Genomic DNA, 17,827 nt, shown 5'->3' with positions numbered 1-17,827 from the left:
CGGAGGTGCCCGTGATCGCCGAGGTGCTCGACGCCGCGGTACGGCTCGTCGTGATCGTCGCGATCTTCCTGGTGCTGCCGCTGGTCGCCGGGCAGATGGAGCACAAGGTCATGGCGCATATGCAGTCGCGCCTCGGTCCCATGTACGCCGGAGGCTTCCACGGCTGGGCCCAGCTGATCGCCGACGGGGTCAAGTTCATGCAGAAGGAGCAGGTGATCCCGACCGCCGCCGACCGCCGGGTCTTCACCCTGGCCCCCGGTGTCGCGCTGGTCCCCTATCTCCTGGTGATGGTCGTCATCCCGGTCGGACCCGGCCTGGTCGGGGTCGACCTGGACGCCGGGCTGTTCTTCGTCCTCGCCGTGATGGGGGTCGGCGTGCTCGGCTCGATCATGGCCGGGTGGTCCTCGGGCAACAAGTACTCCGTCCTGGGCGGGATGCGTTCGGCGGCCCAGCTCATGTCGTACGAGCTGCCGCTGGTCCTCGCGGCCTCCAGCGTCGCGATGGCGGCGGGCACGCTCTCCCTGCCGGGCATCGTGGAGGCCTGGCAGTGGTGGTGGCTGCCCTGGCAGGCGATCGGCGGCGTGGTCTTCTTCGTCGCGGGGCTCGCCGAGCTCCGCCGCCCGCCGTTCGACATGCCGATCGCCGACTCCGAGATCATCATGGGCCCGATGACCGAGTACACCGGCATGAGGTTCGCCCTGTTCATGCTGGCCGAGTACGCCGGGATCATCGTGATCTCCGCGCTCACCAGCGTGCTCTTCCTCGGTGGCTGGCACGGCCCGTTCCTGCCGGGGCCGGTGTGGATGCTCCTCAAGGTCTTTCTGCTGGTCTTCGTGGTCATCTGGCTCCGGGTGAGCTATCCCCGCCTGCGCGAGGACCAGCTGCAGCGGCTCGCCTGGATCGGCCTGGTACCGCTGGCCCTGGTCCAGCTGGCGCTGACGGGAGTCGTCAGGATCGCCGTGGGATGAGCACGAGCTCCTTCCTTCCGGGCCGTTTCCGTACCTTCCGGGCCGCCGTACCGAACGATCTGACGTTCGAAGCGCCCACGCAGGGCAGGGAGTAAATACACTCTGTGACACCACCTGCCAAGGACGGAACGCATGACCCTCGCGCTTGCCGTGGAAAAGGATGAACTGGTCGTCGATGTGCCGGAACATCCGCCGGTGCGGCTGCCGCTCGCCGGAGAGGGCCGGGCGAGCACGCTGCTGATCTTCGGCTATCCCGGCAGGGGAAGGACGAGATACGGCCTGGCGGTGCTCGACGAGGCCGGCCTGGTCATGCTGGAGGCCCCGGGATCCCGGTCGAAGAAGGCGGTGAAGGCGTTCGCCGCGGACAACGGGCTGGAGTTCGAGTTCCGGGCGTTCGAGACCCCGCAGCGGGCCAGGGTCGCCCTCGCCCGCAGGTCCCCGAGGTGGCGCGCGGTGACCTGGCGCCGGGCCCCGGCGCCCCTGCCACGCATGCGCGTCCCCGGCGCCAGAAGCCTCAGGCCGCCCCTGAGCTCGCCGAAGGTGTGGTGGCGCGAGCAACTGCTGTACGTGCTCATGTGGGCGGTGCTCGCCTACGGGGCGGTCTTCGTGGCGCTCGTGCTCCTCAACCTGACCGAGACCCGCGCCGACGTCACCCGGGGGATGGGCGCGCTCGGGATCGCCGCCCTGGTGCTGGCCGCGCTGACGGTCGTCGGGGCCGTCGTCGTGGTCGGGGTCGGCCGCCGCAGGTCCCGCAACCAGACCGCCCAGGGGCGTGTGATCAGGCGCGAGGGCCAGCCGCACTGCCGCCTGGTGATCGTCCACGGCCGCCTGCTGCTGGAGACCGCGCGCAGGACCCGCGAGCTGGACGCGTCCGAGCTGCTGCTGTACTCGGCGGAGTCCGGGGTGACCGGCCTGATGGTGGGCGGGGAGCTGTTCCACCTGCCGGGACACTGGGACCCCGCGGACGTCGAGCGCTTCGCCACCGGGAACGGCCTGGAGCTGGAGATCCGCGCGCTGACCCGCGACGAGTACCTGGACCTGACGGCCCGGGCGAAGGACGCGGTCCCCTGAGGCGGGTGTCCCGCTATTGCACGATCCGCAGCATGATGTCGGCGGCCGTGGGCCGGTTGCCCGGCCTCTTGTCCAGGCAGGAGGCGGCCAGCGGGCGCAGTGAGTGGGGCAGGGCCGCCAGGTCCGGGTGGTGGTTGATCACCCGGTTCAGGATCGCGGGGATGGTGTCCTCCCCGAAGGCCACCTTCCCCGAGGCGGCGAAGATCATGGTCGCGGCCCAGCTGAACACGTCGGTCTCCGGCCCGACCGTCTCGCCCGAGAGCTGCTCGGGGGACATGTAGGCGGGGGTGCCCATGATGTTGCCCGACGTCGCGGTGACCTGGTCGAGGGCTCGGGCGATCCCGAAGTCGATCACGCGGGGGCCGTCGGCGCCGATCAGCACGTTGGCCGGTTTGAAATCCCGGTGCACCACGCCGGCCCGGTGGATCGCGGCCAGCGCGCCCGCCGTGGCCAGGGCGAGCCTGGTCAGGCCGTCCTCGTCGCGCGGGCCCTTGTCACGCACCAGCTGCTCCAGGGAGTCGCCCTCCACGTACTCGCTGACGACGTACGCCTGGTCCTCGTTGATGTTCACGTCGAGCACCCGTGCGGTGGAGAACGTCGCCACCCTGCGCGTCGCCTCTACCTCCCGCAGGAACCGCTCCCTGACCACCTGGTTGCCGTTGAAGTGCTCGTGCAGCACCTTGATCGCGACCTTCTGCCCCTGCGGGGTGAGCGCGAGGTGAACCGTTCCCTGGCCGCCCTTCCCCAGGCTGCCGATCAGCCGGTACGGCCCGAGCCAGCCCTGCGGGGCCGGGGCGGCGTTCTGGTTCTGCGAGGCGTAGGCGGGCCGGCCCTGTGTGAAGGGGGCCTGGGGTCCGTGGGGGCCGTGTGAGGTGTGGGTGAAGCGGTCCTGGGGGTGCTGGGGGTGCTGGGGGTGCTGGGGCGCGTACCGCGGCGGCCCGCTGTCATGGCGAGACTGCGGCGGCCGCTGATACCCGCCGTGGTACGGGGGCTCCGGCCGGTGCGGCTGCGGCCTTTGCGCGGGCGGGTGCATGGCGGACTGGTGCACGATCGAGGGTGCGGTGGGACCCGTCTGGTACGAAGGCCTCCGGGACGGGCCTTGAGGCGGTCCCGGGGCGAACTCCTGGGAAGGCCACCGCGGGAAAACCGACCCCCTGAGGATCAGCGCGTGGCCCAGCCCGCCGATCCAGCTGCCGAACAGGCCGACCGTCCCGATGGCGTCCAGCGCGACCGGGGTGTGGTTGGAATCCCCGTAGGTCGCCGCGATGATCAAGAAAACGCCGACGCCGAAGCCGTAGGCGGCGGCGGCGACGGCCAGCAACGGGCTCCGCAACCGGCGGGCGGCGTGACCGATGACGAACGGCGTCCCGACACCGCAGGTCAGCAGCGGTACCAATGCCCACATGACGCTCAGTGCCATGTTGGATCGCGTCGGTGGTTGCGATTGCCAGGCCGGCCCGTGCTGGTGGGACATGTGGCGAACAATACGATTTTTTCAGGGTGTCCGCAGTCGCTTCGGTGGTGAGCCCGTGGTTGGAGAGCGGTTCTCGAACACACAGTCTGTGGATAACTTCTGTGGATAACCTCGTTTCCCCGCTGACACCCTTTATCGGGCCGGTCTCCGGAGCCCACGCATTCCCGAGCGCCCCGCTGTGCGCCATGATGTTGAGTTGTGGCACGGATACCAGGAGTGGGACTGGCGAAGGGACTTTCCATCACCCTTCGCCACATGCTGCGCAGGTCGGTGACTCAGCAGTACCCCGAAGTCCGGCCGGAGCTGCCCCCGAGGAGCAGGGGGGTGATCGCGCTGGTCGAGGAGAACTGCACGGTGTGCATGCTCTGTGCCCGCGAGTGCCCCGACTGGTGCATCTACATCGACTCCCACAAGGAGACCCTCCCCGCCCCGGAAGGCGGCCGCCCTCGGGCCCGCAACATGCTCGACCGCTTCGCGATCGACTTCTCCCTGTGCATGTACTGCGGGATCTGCATCGAGGTCTGCCCCTTCGACGCGCTGTTCTGGTCTCCGGAGTTCGAGTACGCCGAGGGCGACATCCGTAACCTTCTTCACGAGAAGGACAAGCTGGCCACCTGGGCCCAGAGCGTCCCGCTCCCGCCGGCCCACGAGCCCAACGCCGACCCCCCCAAGGAACTGGCGGCCACCTCCCGCCCGATCCGCCCCCGCCCCGCGCCGCCCGAGCCCGCCTCCGGAACCGGTCGTACCACCGGCCCCGGCTCCGCGGCCGGTCCTGGCCGCACGGCCGATCCCGGCCTCGCGGCTGACCCCGGTCGTGCGGTTGATCTCAGCTCCGCGGCCGGCCCCGTTACCGCTTCCGGCTCCGCGGCCGGCCCTGGCCGCACGGGCGGTCCCGATTCCGAGGCCGGACCCGCGGCCGGCCCCGGTTCCACGGCCGGTCCCGGCTCCACGGCCGGTCCCGGCTCCACGGCCGACCCCGGCTCCACGGCCGGTCCTGGCCGTACCGCCGGTCCCGGCTCCGCGGCTGCTCCCGGTCCCGCGACCTCCACGCATGGCCCCGGGGGTTCCGCGCCCGGCGTGTCGGCCTCGCCACCCGAAGCCCCGGCCTCCCTCGCCGATCCCCGTTCCGAACCCGGTCTCCCGCCGAGCCCTGAGGCGTCCGGGCCCGGTCCTGGAGCGTCCACACCAGGTGCCCCCTCTTCGGCACCTGGGGCTTCGTCGGCCGCTTCCCCGTCGTCCGGGGCTTCGCCGTCCGAGGCTTCGTCGTCCGCTTCCCCCGCTCCCGGTGCCCCCGACGCGCCGACCGCCCGGCGCGGCCCGTCCCCGGGCAGGCCGTCCAGATCAGGCGTCTCGGCGGGGCACGCGAGCGTCCGGGCCATCCGGCCACCGGGCGCCCTGCCGAAGAAGGACGACCCGTCCACAGGCAGGTCATCCGTCGAGAAGTTATCCACAGGCGGGGGTGAAGCGCCCCCGGCGGCGGCCACGCCGGAGCAGACTCCTCCCACGGATCCGAGTGGAGAGCCCGAGGAGGAGAGGTGACCGAGGTGCCGTCCTACCTGTCGCCGACCGGGCAGGAGATCGTCTTTCTCCTGCTGGGCGCGATGGCCGTCGGGTCGGCGCTGCTCGTCGTGACCACCAGGCAGCTCGTCCACGCGGCCCTGTGGCTGGTCGTCTGCTTCGGCGCGCTGGCCGGGTGCTATCTGGTGCTCACCGCCGAGTTCGTCGCCTGGGTCCAGGTGCTGATCTACGTCGGCGCGGTCGTGGTCCTGCTCCTGTTCGGCATCATGCTCACCCGCGCCCCGATCGGCAGGAGCGCCGACCTCGACAGCCCGAACCGTCCGACCGCGGCGATCGTGGCCATCGCCACCGCGGCCGTGCTGGTCACCGTCGTCGTCGACGGCTTCCGCATGGCCTACGTCCCGCTTGAGCCCGGTGCGGGCTCGGCCGGCGAGCTCGGATCCAGCATCTTCCGCAACTGGGTGCTCCCGTTCGAGGCGCTCTCGGTCCTGTTGCTGGCGGCCCTGATCGGCGCCATCGTCCTGTCCCGCACGGACATCCGCGGGAGGGACTGACGTGCACGTCGTCTATCCCGCGGTCGTCTCGGCGCTGCTGTTCTCCATCGGCGTGTACGGCGTGCTCGCCCGCCGCAACACGATCCTCGTGCTGATGTCCGTCGAGCTCATGCTCAACGCCGTCAACCTCAACCTGGTCGCCTTCGACGTGTGGTTGCGCGACCGCCTGCACGGCGGGCAGGTTCTCACGCTGTTCGTCATCGTGATCGCCGCGGCCGAGGTCGGCCTCGGTCTCGCGATCATCCTCGCGCTCTACCGCAACCGCCGGACCGTCGACCTCGACCGCCTCCGCTCCCTGTCCGACTCCGGCGACACCGACACCGACACCGACACCGCTCCCACCGACCCGGCCCACACCGATTCCGCCGACACCGGTTCCCACCCCCCACCCCGAGACCAGCCCTCGGCCGAGTCCCGAAGCCTGTCCCGGACACAGACGCAGACACAGACACGCTCACAGGCCGAGGCCGAGGTCGAGCCCGGGACCGGCACGCGGCGGGCCCAACCCGAGGCCGGATCCGAAGCGGACACCAGGCCGGGTGACGCGCCATGATCACCATTGCCTCGCTCGTCATCCTGCTGCCCTTCCTCGCGGCGGCCACCGGGCTTCTCGGCTCCCGCTTCCCCCGGCATCTCCACGGCGTGACGCCCCCGGAGACCGGCGGCAGCGCCATCCCCGAAACGGGCGTCTCCAAGGCCGACGCCCCCGAGGCCGACGCCCCCGAGCTCGCCGCCTCCAAGCCCGGCGCCGACACGAATGCCAACCGCCGGGCCGCCTGGATCGCCGTGGTGCCCACCGCCGTCTCCGCGGCCCTGGCGATCTGGCTGGCCTACGCCACCTGGGCGGCCACCGGCGGGGGAACCGGTTCGTCCGCGCCGGTCGAGCCGCAGGCTCAGGGGATGATCGACGGTGTCACCGCGACGTTCACCGTCATCGAGACGGGCTCGGTGCCGATCACGGTCGGGCTGCTGGTCGACAGCCTCGCCGCGTCGATCGCCGTGCTGGTGGCCGTGGTCGCGCTGGCGGTGCAGGTCTACTCCGTCGGTTACATGCGCGACGACCGGCGCTACCCGTCCTACAGCTCCTTCATCAGCCTCTTCACCAGCGCCATGCTGCTGGTCGTCTACGCGGCCGACCTCATGGTCCTCTACGTGGGCTGGGAGATCATGGGCCTGTGCTCGTACCTGCTGGTCGGACACTGGTGGGAAGACAGGGCCAACTCGCGAGCGGCGATCAAGGCGTTCCTCGTCACCCGCATCGGCGACGTCGGTTTCCTGTTCGGCATCTTCGTCCTCGGGACGGCGGCGGGCAGCTTCAGGATCGCCGACGTCATCGCCGGGGTCCCCGAGATGTCGTCCGGCACGCTCATCGCCGCGACCATGCTGCTGCTCGCCGGGGTCGCGGGAAAGAGCGCCCAGGTGCCGCTGCACGTCTGGCTCCCCGACGCGATGGCCGGACCGACACCGATCAGTGCCCTCATCCACGCGGCCACCATGGTCGCCGCGGGCATCTTCGTCGTCGCCCGGCTCTACCCGGTCTTTCTCGGTGCCCGCCCCACCCTGGACGTTCTCGCGGTCCTGGCCGCCGTCGGCATGCTCGGCGCGGCCCTGGCGGCCCTGGCCCAGGACGACCTCAAACTCGTCCTCGCCTACTCCACGATCAGCCAGCTCGCCTACATGGCCGGTGCCCTGGCCGCCGGGTCCCGGAGTGCCGCGACCTTCCACCTGATCACCCACGGCGCCTTCAAGGCGCTCCTCTTCCTCTGCGCCGGAGCGGTGATCCACGCGGTCGGCTCCAACCTGATGAGCACGATGGGAGGCCTCAGGAAGGAGCTTCCCGTCACCTTCGCCGCGATGACGATCGGCTTCGCCGCCCTGATGGGCCTGCCCCCGGCCAGTGGCTTCTTCAGCAAGGACGAGGTGCTGGTGGCCATCGAGGGCTCCCTGTCCTCGGGGTCGCTGACGAGTGCCGCGGCCCTGCTGCTCTACGGCTGCGCCCTCGCCACGGTCGCGGTGACCGGCGCCTACGCCACCCGCGCGTGGCTGCGAACCTTCTTCGGGCAACGTGCTCCCCGGCCCCAGCTCCAGCCCACGCCCGGCGACCCTCACGCCGTCCACACCACCGTCCACACCGCTGTTCATGAGGCTCCGGCCACCATGCGCTGGCCCATTCTCGTCCTGGCCGTCCCGGCCCTGCTCCTCGGCTTCGCCCGCGTCGGCGACGTCCACTGGGACGCCGCCGCCCTCAGCCTCGCCGTGGCGCTGCTGGGCGCGGGGGTGGTCTACGCCGTGTGGCGCTCCGACCCCCTGACCGACCCGGCTCGCCTGCTCGGGCCCTTCCGGGCCCCCTGCGAGCGGGCGTTCCACGTCGACTCCGTCTACACCGGGCTGTTCGTCCGGCCCGTGCTGCTCCTCGCGAGCCTTGTCGTCCGCACCGACGGCCGCGTGGTGGACGGTGCCGTACGCGGCTCGGGCCGGGCGACCCTGAGCCTGGCCGGGCTGGTCCGCCTGGTGCAGAACGGCAACGCCCAGCTCTACGTCACCGGCCTGCTGGCCGGAGTCCTCATGATCGCGGCCGGGGCGGTGATTTTTAGATGATCTCTCTGCTGTTCTGGGGCGTCGTGGCCCTCGTCGTGCTGCTCCTCATCCGTCTGGCGGTGACACGCCGTTGACCTCCTCTCCGCGACCGACCACAGGACCGGACCCGGCCTCGGCCCCGGACCTGAACCAGGACCCGAACCCGGCACCGGGGGCGAGGCCGGGCCCAAGACCGGACACCGAGGCGAACTCGGAGCCGAACTCCGGTGAGGTGGCCACGCCATGAGCTGGGTGCTGATCGCGCTGCTCGGCGTGCCACTCGCCGGGGCCGCCGCGCTGCTCGCACCGTTCGGCACGGACGTCGCGGCCAGGGGGCGGCTGCTCAGGGTGCACGGCCTGGTCGTCTCCGGCCTCACGTTCGCGCTGTCGGTGGTGCTGGCCGCCGCGTTCGACCATGGCGACGCCGCTCGGGTGCAGTTCGTGACCGACCTGGCCTGGATCCCCGGCCTCGACCTCAGGTTCCACCTCGGCGTGGACGGGATCTCGCTGCCGCTGGTCGTGCTGACCACGCTGCTGACCTTCCTCTGCTTCGTCTACCTGTGCCGGGGGCGCGCCGACGGGCCCGGACAGTTGCTGAGGCCCCGGCCCGGTGGCAACCGGCCACGGGCCCTGGTGTTCACGCTGCTCGTCCTCGAAGTGGGCATGATCGGCACCTTCCTCGCGCTCGACCTGTTGCTGTTCTTCGTGTTCTTCGAGGTCGTCCTCATCCCGATGTACTTCGTGATCGCCATCTGGGGTGGCCGCGCCCGTCGCGCGGCGGCGATCAAGTTCATCCTCTACACCCTGCTCGGCTCGGTCGTCCTCCTGCTCGGCCTGCTGCTCATCTGGTCGCAGACCGGCACCCTGGACATGACCGCCCTCGCACGGGCGCGGGGAACGGGTATGTCCCCCGTGGTGCAGACCATCGCCTTCCTGGCCGTCGGCATCGGTTTCGCGGTCAAGACGCCGATGTGGCCGCTGCACACCTGGCTGCCCGACGCCCACACCGAGGCGCCGACCGTCGGCTCGGTGCTCCTGGCGGGCGTGCTGCTCAAGATGGGCACGTACGGCTTCGTCCGCGTCGCCATCCCGATCCTGCCCGACGGCGCCGCCGCGACGGCCCCGTGGCTCGGGGTCTTCGCGGTGATCGGCATCGTCTACGGATCGCTGGCCTGCCTCGCCCAGCGTGACCTCAAAAGGATGATCGCCTACTCCTCGGTCGGCCACATGGGGTTCGTGCTCCTGGGCTTCGCCACGCTCACTCCGGCCGGAGTCAACGGTGCCCTGTTCGGCAACATCGCCCACGGCCTGATCACCGCCCTGTTGTTCTTCGTCGCCGGAGCGATCAAGGAGCGCTACGGCACCTCCGACATGCCTGCTCTCGGCGGTGGCATGCTGACACGCCTTCCCCACCTGGCCTCCCTGCTCACCTTCGCCTGCGTCGCCTCGCTCGGGCTGCCGGGACTGGCGGGCTTCTGGGGCGAGATGCTGGCCCTCATCGGTGCCTTCGAACCGGCCGCGGGTCTGTCCCGCCCCCTCTACCTGGTCTTCATGGCCCTCGGAGGTCTCGGTACGGTGCTGACCGCCGCCTACTTCCTGCTCATGCTCTCCCGCGTCACTCACGGCCGGGGCACCGAGACCATCCACGTTCCGGTCCTCGCCGCGGCCACCGCGGGCGGCCTCCCCGCCACGGGCCCGACCGGCGAGGAGGGGGGCCACGAGGGCGGTGTCCCCACCGCCGAGTCGGGGGAGGAGGGTTCCTCCATGACAACCGCCGGCGGGGGAGGCACTTCCCCACCGGCGACTCCGACGACTCCGGCGACTCCGGCGGGTTCGGCGGGTTCGGCAACTTCGACGGCTACGGTGGCGACTTCGCGGGCGGTTCCGGGAGCGACGAGCACGGGCAGGTCGCGCATGCCCGACGTGACCGGCTACGAACTGGCCGCCTGGACACCGCTGATCGCTCTGATCCTGCTGTTCGGGCTCTGGCCCAAGGCGCTCCTCCTCCTCACCGACCCGGTGGTCCGGACCCTGGTGGGCGCGCCGTGATCCAGTCGATCGACTACTACGCGGTCGCACCGCCCCTGATCCTCGCTCTCACCGCCGGGCTCGTGCTGCTCCTGGACGCCTTCCTGCCCCACAGGCGGTACGTCCGGACGGCACTCGGCGCGGTCACGCTGGCCGGGGTGATCGGTGCCCTGGCGGTGGTGATCTCTCAGGCCGTACGCACCGGAGACCCGCTGAGAACCTTCTGCGTGCCCGAGGGGCTGCTCGGCTCCCCTCACGCGGCGATCGGCGCCATCGTCCCTCCGGCCGGCGGGCCGGCCGCCTCCGCGACGGCCGTGGCGCCGTGCTCGTTCGTGGTCGACGACTTCACGCTCGTCTTCGCGGGGCTCGCGCTGGCCGCCGGGATCGTCGTGGTGCTGCTGTCGGCGGCCGAACTCTCCTCCGGGGACATCCCCGTCGGGGAGTGGTACTTCCTGCTGCTCTGCACGCTGGCAGGTGCCGTCGCCCTGCCCGCCTCCCGCGATCTGATCATGCTGGTGGTCGCGCTGGAGCTCGTCTCGCTGCCGGTGTTCGCGCTCACCGCGCTCAAGCGTTACGACGGCCGGAGTTCCGAGGCGGCGGTCAAGCTCTTCCTGGTCTCCGTGGTCTCCACCGCGGTGATGCTCTTCGGGGTCTCCCTGCTGTACGGGACGACCGGAACCGTCTACCTCGACCGGATCGCCCGCGCCCTGAGACAGGACGTCCCCGCAGGCTCAGGGCCGAGCCAGAGCGGCATCGGCGACGGCACCGCCTACGGTTCCTCGCTGCAGATCGCCTACGACCTGCCCGCGGTGGTCACCGTGGCCGTGGTCCTGGTCCTCGCCGGGTTCGCCTTCAAGATCGCAGCGGTGCCATTCCACGCGTGGGCGGGCGACGTCTACCAGGGCGCGCCCGTCCCCGTCGCGGCGCTCCTCTCCGTCATCTCCAAGGCGGCGGGGTTCGCGGGGCTGATCCTCATCCTGGTCGTCGCTCTGGGCGGTCAGGGGGCCACCTGGGTCCCGCTGGTCGCGATCCTCGCCGCGCTGACCATGACCGTCGGCAACCTCCTGGCCATGCGCCAGCGTCACGCCGTGCGGCTGCTCGCCTGGTCGTCCGTCGCCCAGTCGGGCTACATCCTCGCCCCCCTCGGCATCAGGAACGACGAGGCGATGAACGCCTCGATCGCCTACCTGGTCTTCTACGCGGCCATGAACCTCGGGGCGTTCGCCGTGGTCACGCTGGTGTCGAGGAGGTCGGGCAGGGGGGAGCTGGACGACTACCGGGGCCTGGCGTTCCGAAGCCCGGCGGCCGGGCTGGCGCTGGCCTTCTTCCTGATCTGCCTGGCGGGCCTGCCCCCCGGGCTGGCCGGGCTCTTCGCCAAGATCGTGGTGTTCCGGGAGCTCCTCGGCGGGGGCGGTGGCTGGCTGGCCGCCGTGATGGCGGTCAACACGGTCATGGGCCTCTACTACTACGTCGCCTGGGTCGTGCGGATCTTCACGCCGGCTCCGGTGACCGAGGCCGCCGCGATCGGGGGCGCCGTGAAGAGAGGCGCCGTGACGGGAAGCGCCGTTACGGGAAGCGCCGTGACCGGGAGCGCCATGCCGGGAAGCGTCGTGACGGGCGGTGTCCTGACGGGCGGCGCCGTGGCGGATGGCGCCGAGACGGGCGGCCGCGGCACCGGGTGGATACCCGCGAGTGTGGCGGTCGCGATGGCCGGGATCGTCGCGATCGCGTTCTCGGTCGCCCCCCAGCTGGTCCTCGATCTCGTTCCCGCGGCGCTCATCGCCGCGGGCTGAACCATCTGGGAACGTTCGACCTGGCCGGAGACGTTGTCACAGGTGAATCAGCATCAACCGAAAGGGGGGTGTAGTGCACCACAACGGTCTGCGTACCGCGATCCTTCTCGGCGCACTGTCCGCGGTGATCATCGTGGTAGGGGCGTGGTTCGGGGGCGGCGTCGGCGTGCAGATCGCGGTCCTGGTCGCGCTGGCGACCAGCGGCGTCGCCTACTTCTTCTCCGACCGCATCGCGCTGTCGGCCATGCGCGCCCGGCCGGTGGGTGAGGTCGAGCAACCGGTTCTCTACCGGATCGTGCGTGAGCTCTCCACTGAGGCCCGCCAGCCCATGCCCCGGCTCTACGTCTCGCCGACCATGCAGCCCAACGCCTTCGCGACGGGACGCAACCCCCGCAACGCCGCGGTCTGCGTGACCTACGGAATCACCCAGATCCTCGACGAGCGCGAGCTGCGCGGGGTCATCGGGCACGAGCTCTCCCACGTCTACAACCGCGACATCCTGATCTCCTCGGTGGCCGGCGCGTTCGCCACCATGATCACTTACCTCGGCTACGTCGGCCTGTTCTTCGGCGGCGGGGACGAGGACGAGGGCCCCGGCTTCATCGGCGCGATCCTCATGATCGTGCTTGGCCCGGTCGCGGCCGGAATGATCCAGATGGCCATCTCCCGCTCCCGCGAGTACCAGGCGGACGAGTCCGGTGCCCGGCTGACGGGTGATCCCCTGGCCCTCGCCTCGGCACTGAGGAAGATCGAGATGGGCACCCGTCAGCTGCCCCTCCCGGAGAACGGCCGGATCGCCTCCGCCTCCCACCTGATGATCGCCAACCCCTTCCGCGGCGCCGGGATCGGCCGGATGTTCTCCACCCACCCGCCCACCGCCGAGCGTGTCGCCCGCCTGGAGCGCATGGCCGGCTACCGCCGCTGATCTCCTCGCAGCCCTGTGCCGCTCTTGTGATCCACGACGGGTCAGGGAGTCAGGCCGGTGACGATCGGGTTGTGGACGGATCCGGGCACGACGAAGCCACCCACCCGTTTCGTGCGGCCCGACTCCTGGTCGACCCGATACCAGGTGTAACGGCTGCCTCCCCCCTTCCTGATCCTGCGCGGGGTGACCGTCTGCAGGTCGAGGCGGCCGTCGCCGTTCCAGCGCATCCGGGTCGGGGTCCTGTCGACGGGCACGGCGATGGCGTCGCGCCTGGGGATGCCGCCGGTGGGGACGTTCCACAGGTGGATCCCCGCGTCGCGCGCGGTGAAGTAGGCGACGGTCTCGCCGTCCGGGCCGAGCGCGCCCCCCACCGGGACGTTCCCCCGTTCGGCGAAGGGCGACATCGAATAGATCCCCGCCTGGAACGCGTCATTCACCATGAGGACGAACTTCGCGTCGGGGCTGAAACTCCACGGTCGCAGGCCGGGCGGCACCGGGACGCTCTCCCCGCTGTAGGTGTCCAGGATCCAGTGTTTCCAGCCGATGCCCAGCACCGCGTACCGCCCACCGGGGGAGAGTTCGACCCGTGCCACGCGCATGGCGTTCGACCATGTCACCCCCGGTACCGCGCGCACCTCGCCGGTGCCCACCCCCCGCACCACCAGCGCCCCGCCCCTCAGTCGGAAGTACGCGACATACCTGCCGTTCGGCGACAGGGCCAGCGGTGCTCGTTGCCTGCCCACGGAGAACACCCGGGCGTCGGGGAGGGGGACCACCCCGCCGCCGCGTACCCAGAGTTTCCACGGGGCGCAGACGCACCGGTCGAGTCCCGCGTACCGGACAGGAGGTCTCGCGCGCCCGGCCTCCGCGGGAACCCCCGCCCCCACGATCACGGCGACCGCGCCGACGCAAACGCTCAAGCGGCAGAACAACCCCACTGAGGCCCCCCGAGTCTTCCGGACAAACGGGGGGCGTCCGTCGCGTACGGGCTTACTGTACGCCTCGGGGAAGGCCGGTCGGCGGTGTCTTCGTGGGTGTCATCCGACCGTCGTGAGTGCCGTTCGACCGCCGGGAGGTCACCCGGCGGCAGGGAGGGCGCCGAAGCCCTCCGTCGCGGGTGAACGGACCGGCTCCTCGCGAGGGCCGGTCCGGGGCGGCCGATCGTCTCAGGAGTGCTGCGTGACCGGGTCGGTCTCCTCCGGGGAAAGGCCGGGAATGCCGTCGATGCTCTCGCGGTTCTTCCGCGCCCGGTGAGCGCGCCGCTGCTGGACGTCCTTGCGTCCCGACCACTCGTCGAGCAGCGTCCGGTCCTTGTCGAAGGCCATGAACGGTACCGAGAAGCCACAGGAGTCGGAGATCCGGTCGCAGGCGACGACGATGATCGACCGCACACCCGGGTGCGGGCCGAAGTTCTTGATCAGCGTTGCGAAGTCAGGGTCCTCCGGTACGACGACACGGCCGGTGCCGTACAGGCGGAGGATGTTGGGAGGGCCGGAGAAGGCGCAGAACATGATCGTGATGCGGCCGTTCTGGCGCAGGTGGGCGATGGTCTCCACCCCGCTGCCGTCCAGGTCCAGGTAGGCGACGGTGGTGTCGTCGAGAACGGCGAAGGTGTCGGCGTATCCCTTGGGGGACATGTTGACGTGACCGTCCCGTTCGGGAGCCGTCGCCACGAAGTAGACCGGCTGCGCTCCGATGAAATCACGCAGCCGGCCGTCGATCCTGTCGTGAATTTTCCCCATGACAGGACGATAATTCTTTGTCGTTCGCCGACCGACGCCGGGTCCAGCGGTTGCCCGCGACCGCGGCACCCCGCTCGCGGCGGCCTCGCTCAGCTTTGGTCGCCTTCCCGCGCCAGGTCGCTTCCGCTCGATCGTCTTCCCGCTCTTGATCCTTCTCGCGGGGAGCCGTGGCACCGCTCGCCGAACCTGACGGATGAAGCGGCCGGGGCACACGCGAAGGCGTGCGCCCTCGTCCGTGTGCCCGGATACGCCTGCTGCGGCGGGCTGGATCCCGGAACCGGTGGCCGGGGTCTCGACCGCTCATCCGCTAGCGGTAGTTCGAGAACTGAAGGGCGATCTCCAGGTCCTTACCCTTGAGGAGGGCGATGACCTCCTGCAGTTCGTCCCTCTTCTTCGAGCTCACCCGCAGTTCCTCGCCCTGGATCTGGGCCTTGACGCCCTTGGGCCCCTCATCGCGAATGATCTTCGAGATCTTCTTGGCGTGCTCCTGGTCGATGCCCTCCTTGAGGGTCACCAGAAGCCGGTACTCCTTGCCGGACAGCTTGGGCTCGTCCGCGTCCAGGATCTTGAGGGAGAGCCCTCGCTTGATCAGCTTGTCCTTGAAGACGTCGAGAACCGCGTTGGCGCGCTCCTCGCTGTTGGCCTTGATCTCGACGGCCTTCTGCCCGCCCGACCAGGCGATGGTCGCGCCGGTGCCCTTGAAGTCGAACCGGTGCCCGACCTCTTTGAGCGTCTGGTTCAGCGCGTTGTCGGCCTCCTGGTGGTCGATCTTGCTAACGATGTCGAACGATGAATCCGCCAAAGCTCAATCCCCTCTGACCTGCTGGAACTATCAATCGCCGCCCGGCTCCCGAAAGCCGCGAACCTCGAATCGCGGCGGCGCCCGCGAGCCGGTTCGGTAGACGCGTACGTAACGGATCAGCCTAGCCAGCATCTCCCGCCGATGCCGAGGCGGCAGCGTGTCTCCATCTCACCGCCCGCGAGTCCTACCCCACCCCAGCGCGCCCCATTTCCCCTGTTTCCTGCTTTCCCTAGCCTGCCTTCCGTTCCACCTCTCGGCGTGTCCCACTCCTCCACCCCCTTCGCGCCACCTCCCGCCGCTCCTCCACCCAGCGCTTGAGCTCTCACACCTCTCACGCCACTCCTGCCCCGCGCAGCGCCGGCACGAGCGACGGCGTACACACTGAAAGTCCTGGTGGAAGCGGCTACCGGGAGGCGCCCTCCGCCGATGTCACGTCACCCCCGGAAGTCCGCTATTCTTCTTCCTGTCGCCGCCGAAAGCGGAAGACACGGCAGGTTGCCCGAGTGGTCAAAGGGAGCGGTCTGTAAAACCGTCGGCTCAGCCTACGCAGGTTCAAGTCCTGCACCTGCCACACCAGTAGAAAAAGCCCTCTCACCAGCGGAAACGCGGTGCGGGGGCTTCTTCGTTTCTGATCTACGACTCCCCGTGAGTCCCCGTGATTCCCCGCCACTTCCCGTGAGATCTGGCACGCCTGTGGCACGTGATCAAGCTCCGGATCATGCGCGAACGCGCACACTTCCCTCGCCGGATCTTCCCGTCTGCCTCGTCCCACCCCCGGAGGGGCAACAGCTCGGCGGGGACGGAGGGGCAAGGTTGTCTTCGCGTGTGCGTCAGCCGGTAGACGTTCCTCGGCCATGGGATGCCAACGATCACAGACGGCCTTGATCCGGAGGAGTCGAGATGTTGGGCTTGCCTGGGACGTGGCAGGCGGGAAGATCCTGCTTCCACCTCAACCACTTACGGCCTTCGTGGCACAACGTCGATCATCCCGGAACCGAAGTGCCCCCGCCGGAGGCATAGCGGTTTTACAGGACGTGACCGTTCCCGACGTGACAGTGCTCGTGACCTGCGGCTCGTCGCTTCTGTACCGCTCTCACCCTCATGATCATTGCACGCATATTGCACGTCACGGCAGACGCTTTTTGAGATCCATCCAGCGTCCGATCTGCGTCCGCACCGGTCCTGTCGTCAACCGATCGACGACCAGTTCCATGGGCCTGATCAGATTTTTACAGGTACGCAGAGTGCGCATCTGGTGCCGCGGTCGCGCGGTCCAGTCCGTCACCCACTCGCGCGCCTGCTCCAGGTTCAACGGCAGAGTCTCTAGAACATCTGCGGCCAGCCGATCCGCACTCCACAACGGGTCACCATTGGGCCCGAGGTCGGCGATGAGCAACGCCCGGAGCCTGGGCTCTAGGCTGGTCACGAGTGAACACAGAGAATTTTCCGTCGCCAAGACCAGTGGCACGGTGATCACGACTCTAAACTCCGCTGCTCAACGGATTCGGCGATCGTGCGGAGTCGTCGGATCTCGCTGAAGATCTCCCTGTCGCTGAGTACGGAGATGATCGTCAAGCCTTGCGGGCCGCCTGGCTGTCTGTGAGATTTCCCGAGGGTGTGGCAGAGCGCCGAGCGTAGTTCGCCAAGCTCTTGCTGGAGTGCGTCTCGCTGAACTCTGCGTGTCGCGAGTTGGACGCCCGTGGGTGTGTGGTCTCCTGCCGCGTCCTCCTCTGTGGTGATGTCGATGTCTTCGACCCGTACGTACTCATCGCCGGGGCGAACGTCGATCACCACGGGAGTGTCATCGGGGAGACCTTCGAGGTAGTCGAGAAGCTGCCGCACAGTGAGCATGACCACAGGATTTCCGCGGCCGGCGCATCTACGCAAGCTTCGCCCCTCCCGCATACGATCTCACGCTCGCGTACCGGCAGTCACCTCAGAACTGAGCGCCCCGCCAGGGCGTAGAGGTTTTCAAGAGGGCTGCGTTCCCAGCGCAGACAGGGCCTCTCACCAGGGCGGGAGGTCTTTCCCCGCCCCGACCACCGAAGATCATCCGCGCATATCCCGCAACGGCTATTCATCGACCTTGGCGTGCCTAGCACGCTCTCGCAGCCTGCGTAGGCGACGATCGTACTGACCGGCGTAGGACCTCTCGGCCTTGTCGACCAACCGGTTCTGCGGATCGGAGGAGCTTTCATACAGCTCGGTCTCGAACGGATCGTGGTCGTACTCGATCAGCCGGGCCAGCGCCGCACGGTCCTGCTCGATGGAACCTCGCGCTCGAACCTGTTCGCGCCACCTCTCCGCACTTACCAGGGCTTCATCCACATGGTGACCCTAACTGCCACGCCAAGAGACAAGGCACCTACTCAAAC

15 protein-coding genes, 1 tRNA gene and 1 pseudogene are annotated in these 17,827 nt (G+C 69.6%); 10 read left to right on the top strand and 7 right to left on the bottom strand.

Going from position 1 to position 17,827, the window contains the following annotated elements:
- Positions 1–5 precede the first annotated feature (5 nt).
- Both nuoH and AC5L38_RS08325 read left to right on the top strand, forming a co-directional pair.
- Positions 6–968 (top strand): NADH-quinone oxidoreductase subunit NuoH, encoded by a 963-nt coding sequence (gene nuoH, locus AC5L38_RS08330; RefSeq protein ID WP_495242169.1) that lies wholly within the window; start codon positions 6–8, stop codon positions 966–968.
- Positions 969–1,100: 132 nt separating this feature from the next.
- Positions 1,101–2,039 (top strand): hypothetical protein, encoded by a 939-nt coding sequence (locus tag AC5L38_RS08325; RefSeq protein WP_495242168.1) that lies wholly within the window; start codon positions 1,101–1,103, stop codon positions 2,037–2,039.
- Between the two features lie 13 nt (positions 2,040–2,052).
- Here the strand turns inward: AC5L38_RS08325 and AC5L38_RS08320 are convergent, their stop codons facing one another.
- Positions 2,053–3,459 carry a serine/threonine-protein kinase gene (locus tag AC5L38_RS08320; protein WP_495242167.1) on the bottom strand — a complete coding sequence of 469 codons (1,407 nt, stop codon included), beginning with the start codon at positions 3,457–3,459 and terminating at the stop codon, positions 2,053–2,055.
- Positions 3,460–3,768: 309 nt separating this feature from the next.
- Here AC5L38_RS08320 and AC5L38_RS08315 point away from each other — a divergent pair, with 309 nt between their 5' ends.
- The 7 genes and pseudogenes from AC5L38_RS08315 (at position 3,769) to htpX (ending at position 12,908) form a co-directional block, all read left to right on the top strand.
- Complete coding sequence (locus AC5L38_RS08315) at positions 3,769–5,052, top strand: NuoI/complex I 23 kDa subunit family protein (RefSeq protein ID WP_495242166.1); 1,284 nt, start codon at positions 3,769–3,771, stop codon at positions 5,050–5,052.
- A complete protein-coding gene (locus AC5L38_RS08310; RefSeq protein WP_495242165.1) occupies positions 5,049–5,585 on the top strand; it encodes an NADH-quinone oxidoreductase subunit J family protein in 537 nt (178 codons plus the stop codon). Before AC5L38_RS08315 ends, AC5L38_RS08310 begins: the two co-directional genes overlap by 4 nt.
- A gap of 1 nt (position 5,586) precedes the next feature.
- Positions 5,587–5,868, top strand: a pseudogene (gene nuoK, locus AC5L38_RS08305) (NADH-quinone oxidoreductase subunit NuoK); the annotation flags it as partial.
- Positions 5,869–6,134: 266 nt separating this feature from the next.
- Positions 6,135–8,183 (top strand): NADH-quinone oxidoreductase subunit 5 family protein, encoded by a 2,049-nt coding sequence (locus AC5L38_RS08300; RefSeq protein WP_495242164.1) that lies wholly within the window; start codon positions 6,135–6,137, stop codon positions 8,181–8,183.
- 222 nt (positions 8,184–8,405) lie between these two features.
- Positions 8,406–10,211: a complex I subunit 4 family protein gene (locus AC5L38_RS08295; protein ID WP_495242163.1), complete on the top strand. Its 1,806-nt coding sequence runs from the start codon at positions 8,406–8,408 to the stop codon at positions 10,209–10,211.
- Complete coding sequence (locus AC5L38_RS08290) at positions 10,208–11,983, top strand: NADH-quinone oxidoreductase subunit N (RefSeq protein WP_495242162.1); 1,776 nt, start codon at positions 10,208–10,210, stop codon at positions 11,981–11,983. Before AC5L38_RS08295 ends, AC5L38_RS08290 begins: the two co-directional genes overlap by 4 nt.
- 73 nt (positions 11,984–12,056) lie before the next feature.
- Positions 12,057–12,908: a zinc metalloprotease HtpX gene (gene htpX / locus AC5L38_RS08285; protein WP_389918989.1), complete on the top strand. Its 852-nt coding sequence runs from the start codon at positions 12,057–12,059 to the stop codon at positions 12,906–12,908.
- A gap of 41 nt (positions 12,909–12,949) precedes the next feature.
- Here htpX and AC5L38_RS08280 read toward each other — a convergent pair whose 3' ends face one another.
- The 3 genes from AC5L38_RS08280 to AC5L38_RS08270 all read right to left on the bottom strand — a co-directional run bounded on the left by AC5L38_RS08280 (position 12,950) and on the right by AC5L38_RS08270 (position 15,452).
- Positions 12,950–13,828: a WD40 repeat domain-containing protein gene (locus AC5L38_RS08280; protein ID WP_495242161.1), complete on the bottom strand. Its 879-nt coding sequence runs from the start codon at positions 13,826–13,828 to the stop codon at positions 12,950–12,952.
- A gap of 246 nt (positions 13,829–14,074) precedes the next feature.
- Positions 14,075–14,650 carry a pyridoxamine 5'-phosphate oxidase family protein gene (locus AC5L38_RS08275; RefSeq protein WP_495242160.1) on the bottom strand — a complete coding sequence of 192 codons (576 nt, stop codon included), beginning with the start codon at positions 14,648–14,650 and terminating at the stop codon, positions 14,075–14,077.
- A gap of 307 nt (positions 14,651–14,957) precedes the next feature.
- Positions 14,958–15,452, bottom strand: a complete 495-nt coding sequence (locus tag AC5L38_RS08270; protein ID WP_389918980.1) for a YajQ family cyclic di-GMP-binding protein — start codon at positions 15,450–15,452, stop codon at positions 14,958–14,960.
- Between the two features lie 489 nt (positions 15,453–15,941).
- Here AC5L38_RS08270 and AC5L38_RS08265 point away from each other — a divergent pair.
- Positions 15,942–16,023 (top strand) — tRNA-Tyr (locus tag AC5L38_RS08265).
- Between the two features lie 555 nt (positions 16,024–16,578).
- Here the strand turns inward: AC5L38_RS08265 and AC5L38_RS08260 are convergent.
- The 3 genes from AC5L38_RS08260 to AC5L38_RS08250 all read right to left on the bottom strand — a co-directional run bounded on the left by AC5L38_RS08260 (position 16,579) and on the right by AC5L38_RS08250 (position 17,780).
- A complete protein-coding gene (locus AC5L38_RS08260; protein ID WP_495242159.1) occupies positions 16,579–16,848 on the bottom strand; it encodes a hypothetical protein in 270 nt (89 codons plus the stop codon).
- A 77-nt stretch (positions 16,849–16,925) separates the two neighbouring features.
- Entirely contained in the window at positions 16,926–17,303 is a 378-nt protein-coding gene (locus AC5L38_RS08255) for a hypothetical protein (RefSeq protein ID WP_495242158.1), read from the bottom strand.
- A 222-nt stretch (positions 17,304–17,525) separates the two neighbouring features.
- Positions 17,526–17,780 carry a hypothetical protein gene (locus AC5L38_RS08250; RefSeq protein ID WP_495242157.1) on the bottom strand — a complete coding sequence of 85 codons (255 nt, stop codon included), beginning with the start codon at positions 17,778–17,780 and terminating at the stop codon, positions 17,526–17,528.
- Positions 17,781–17,827 lie beyond the last annotated feature (47 nt).

Source organism: Streptosporangium nanhuense (genome assembly GCF_059358815.1).
Note: the sequence above shows the minus strand (reverse complement) of the source record. Positions and strands in the feature narration are given on the sequence as shown.

Bases quoted from the DNA above. Each gene is read 5' to 3' on its own strand.
- AC5L38_RS08255 (WP_495242158.1), bottom strand. From the start codon at position 17,303: ATGCTCACTGTGCGGCAGCTTCTCGACTACCTCGAAGGTCTCCCCGAT.
- AC5L38_RS08325 (WP_495242168.1), top strand. From the start codon at position 1,101: ATGACCCTCGCGCTTGCCGTGGAAAAGGATGAACTGGTCGTCGATGTG.
- AC5L38_RS08275 (WP_495242160.1), bottom strand. From the start codon at position 14,650: ATGGGGAAAATTCACGACAGGATCGACGGCCGGCTGCGTGATTTCATC.
- AC5L38_RS08315 (WP_495242166.1), top strand. From the start codon at position 3,769: ATGCTGCGCAGGTCGGTGACTCAGCAGTACCCCGAAGTCCGGCCGGAG.
- AC5L38_RS08320 (WP_495242167.1), bottom strand. From the start codon at position 3,459: ATGGCACTGAGCGTCATGTGGGCATTGGTACCGCTGCTGACCTGCGGT.
- AC5L38_RS08295 (WP_495242163.1), top strand. From the start codon at position 8,406: ATGAGCTGGGTGCTGATCGCGCTGCTCGGCGTGCCACTCGCCGGGGCC.
- AC5L38_RS08300 (WP_495242164.1), top strand. From the start codon at position 6,135: ATGATCACCATTGCCTCGCTCGTCATCCTGCTGCCCTTCCTCGCGGCG.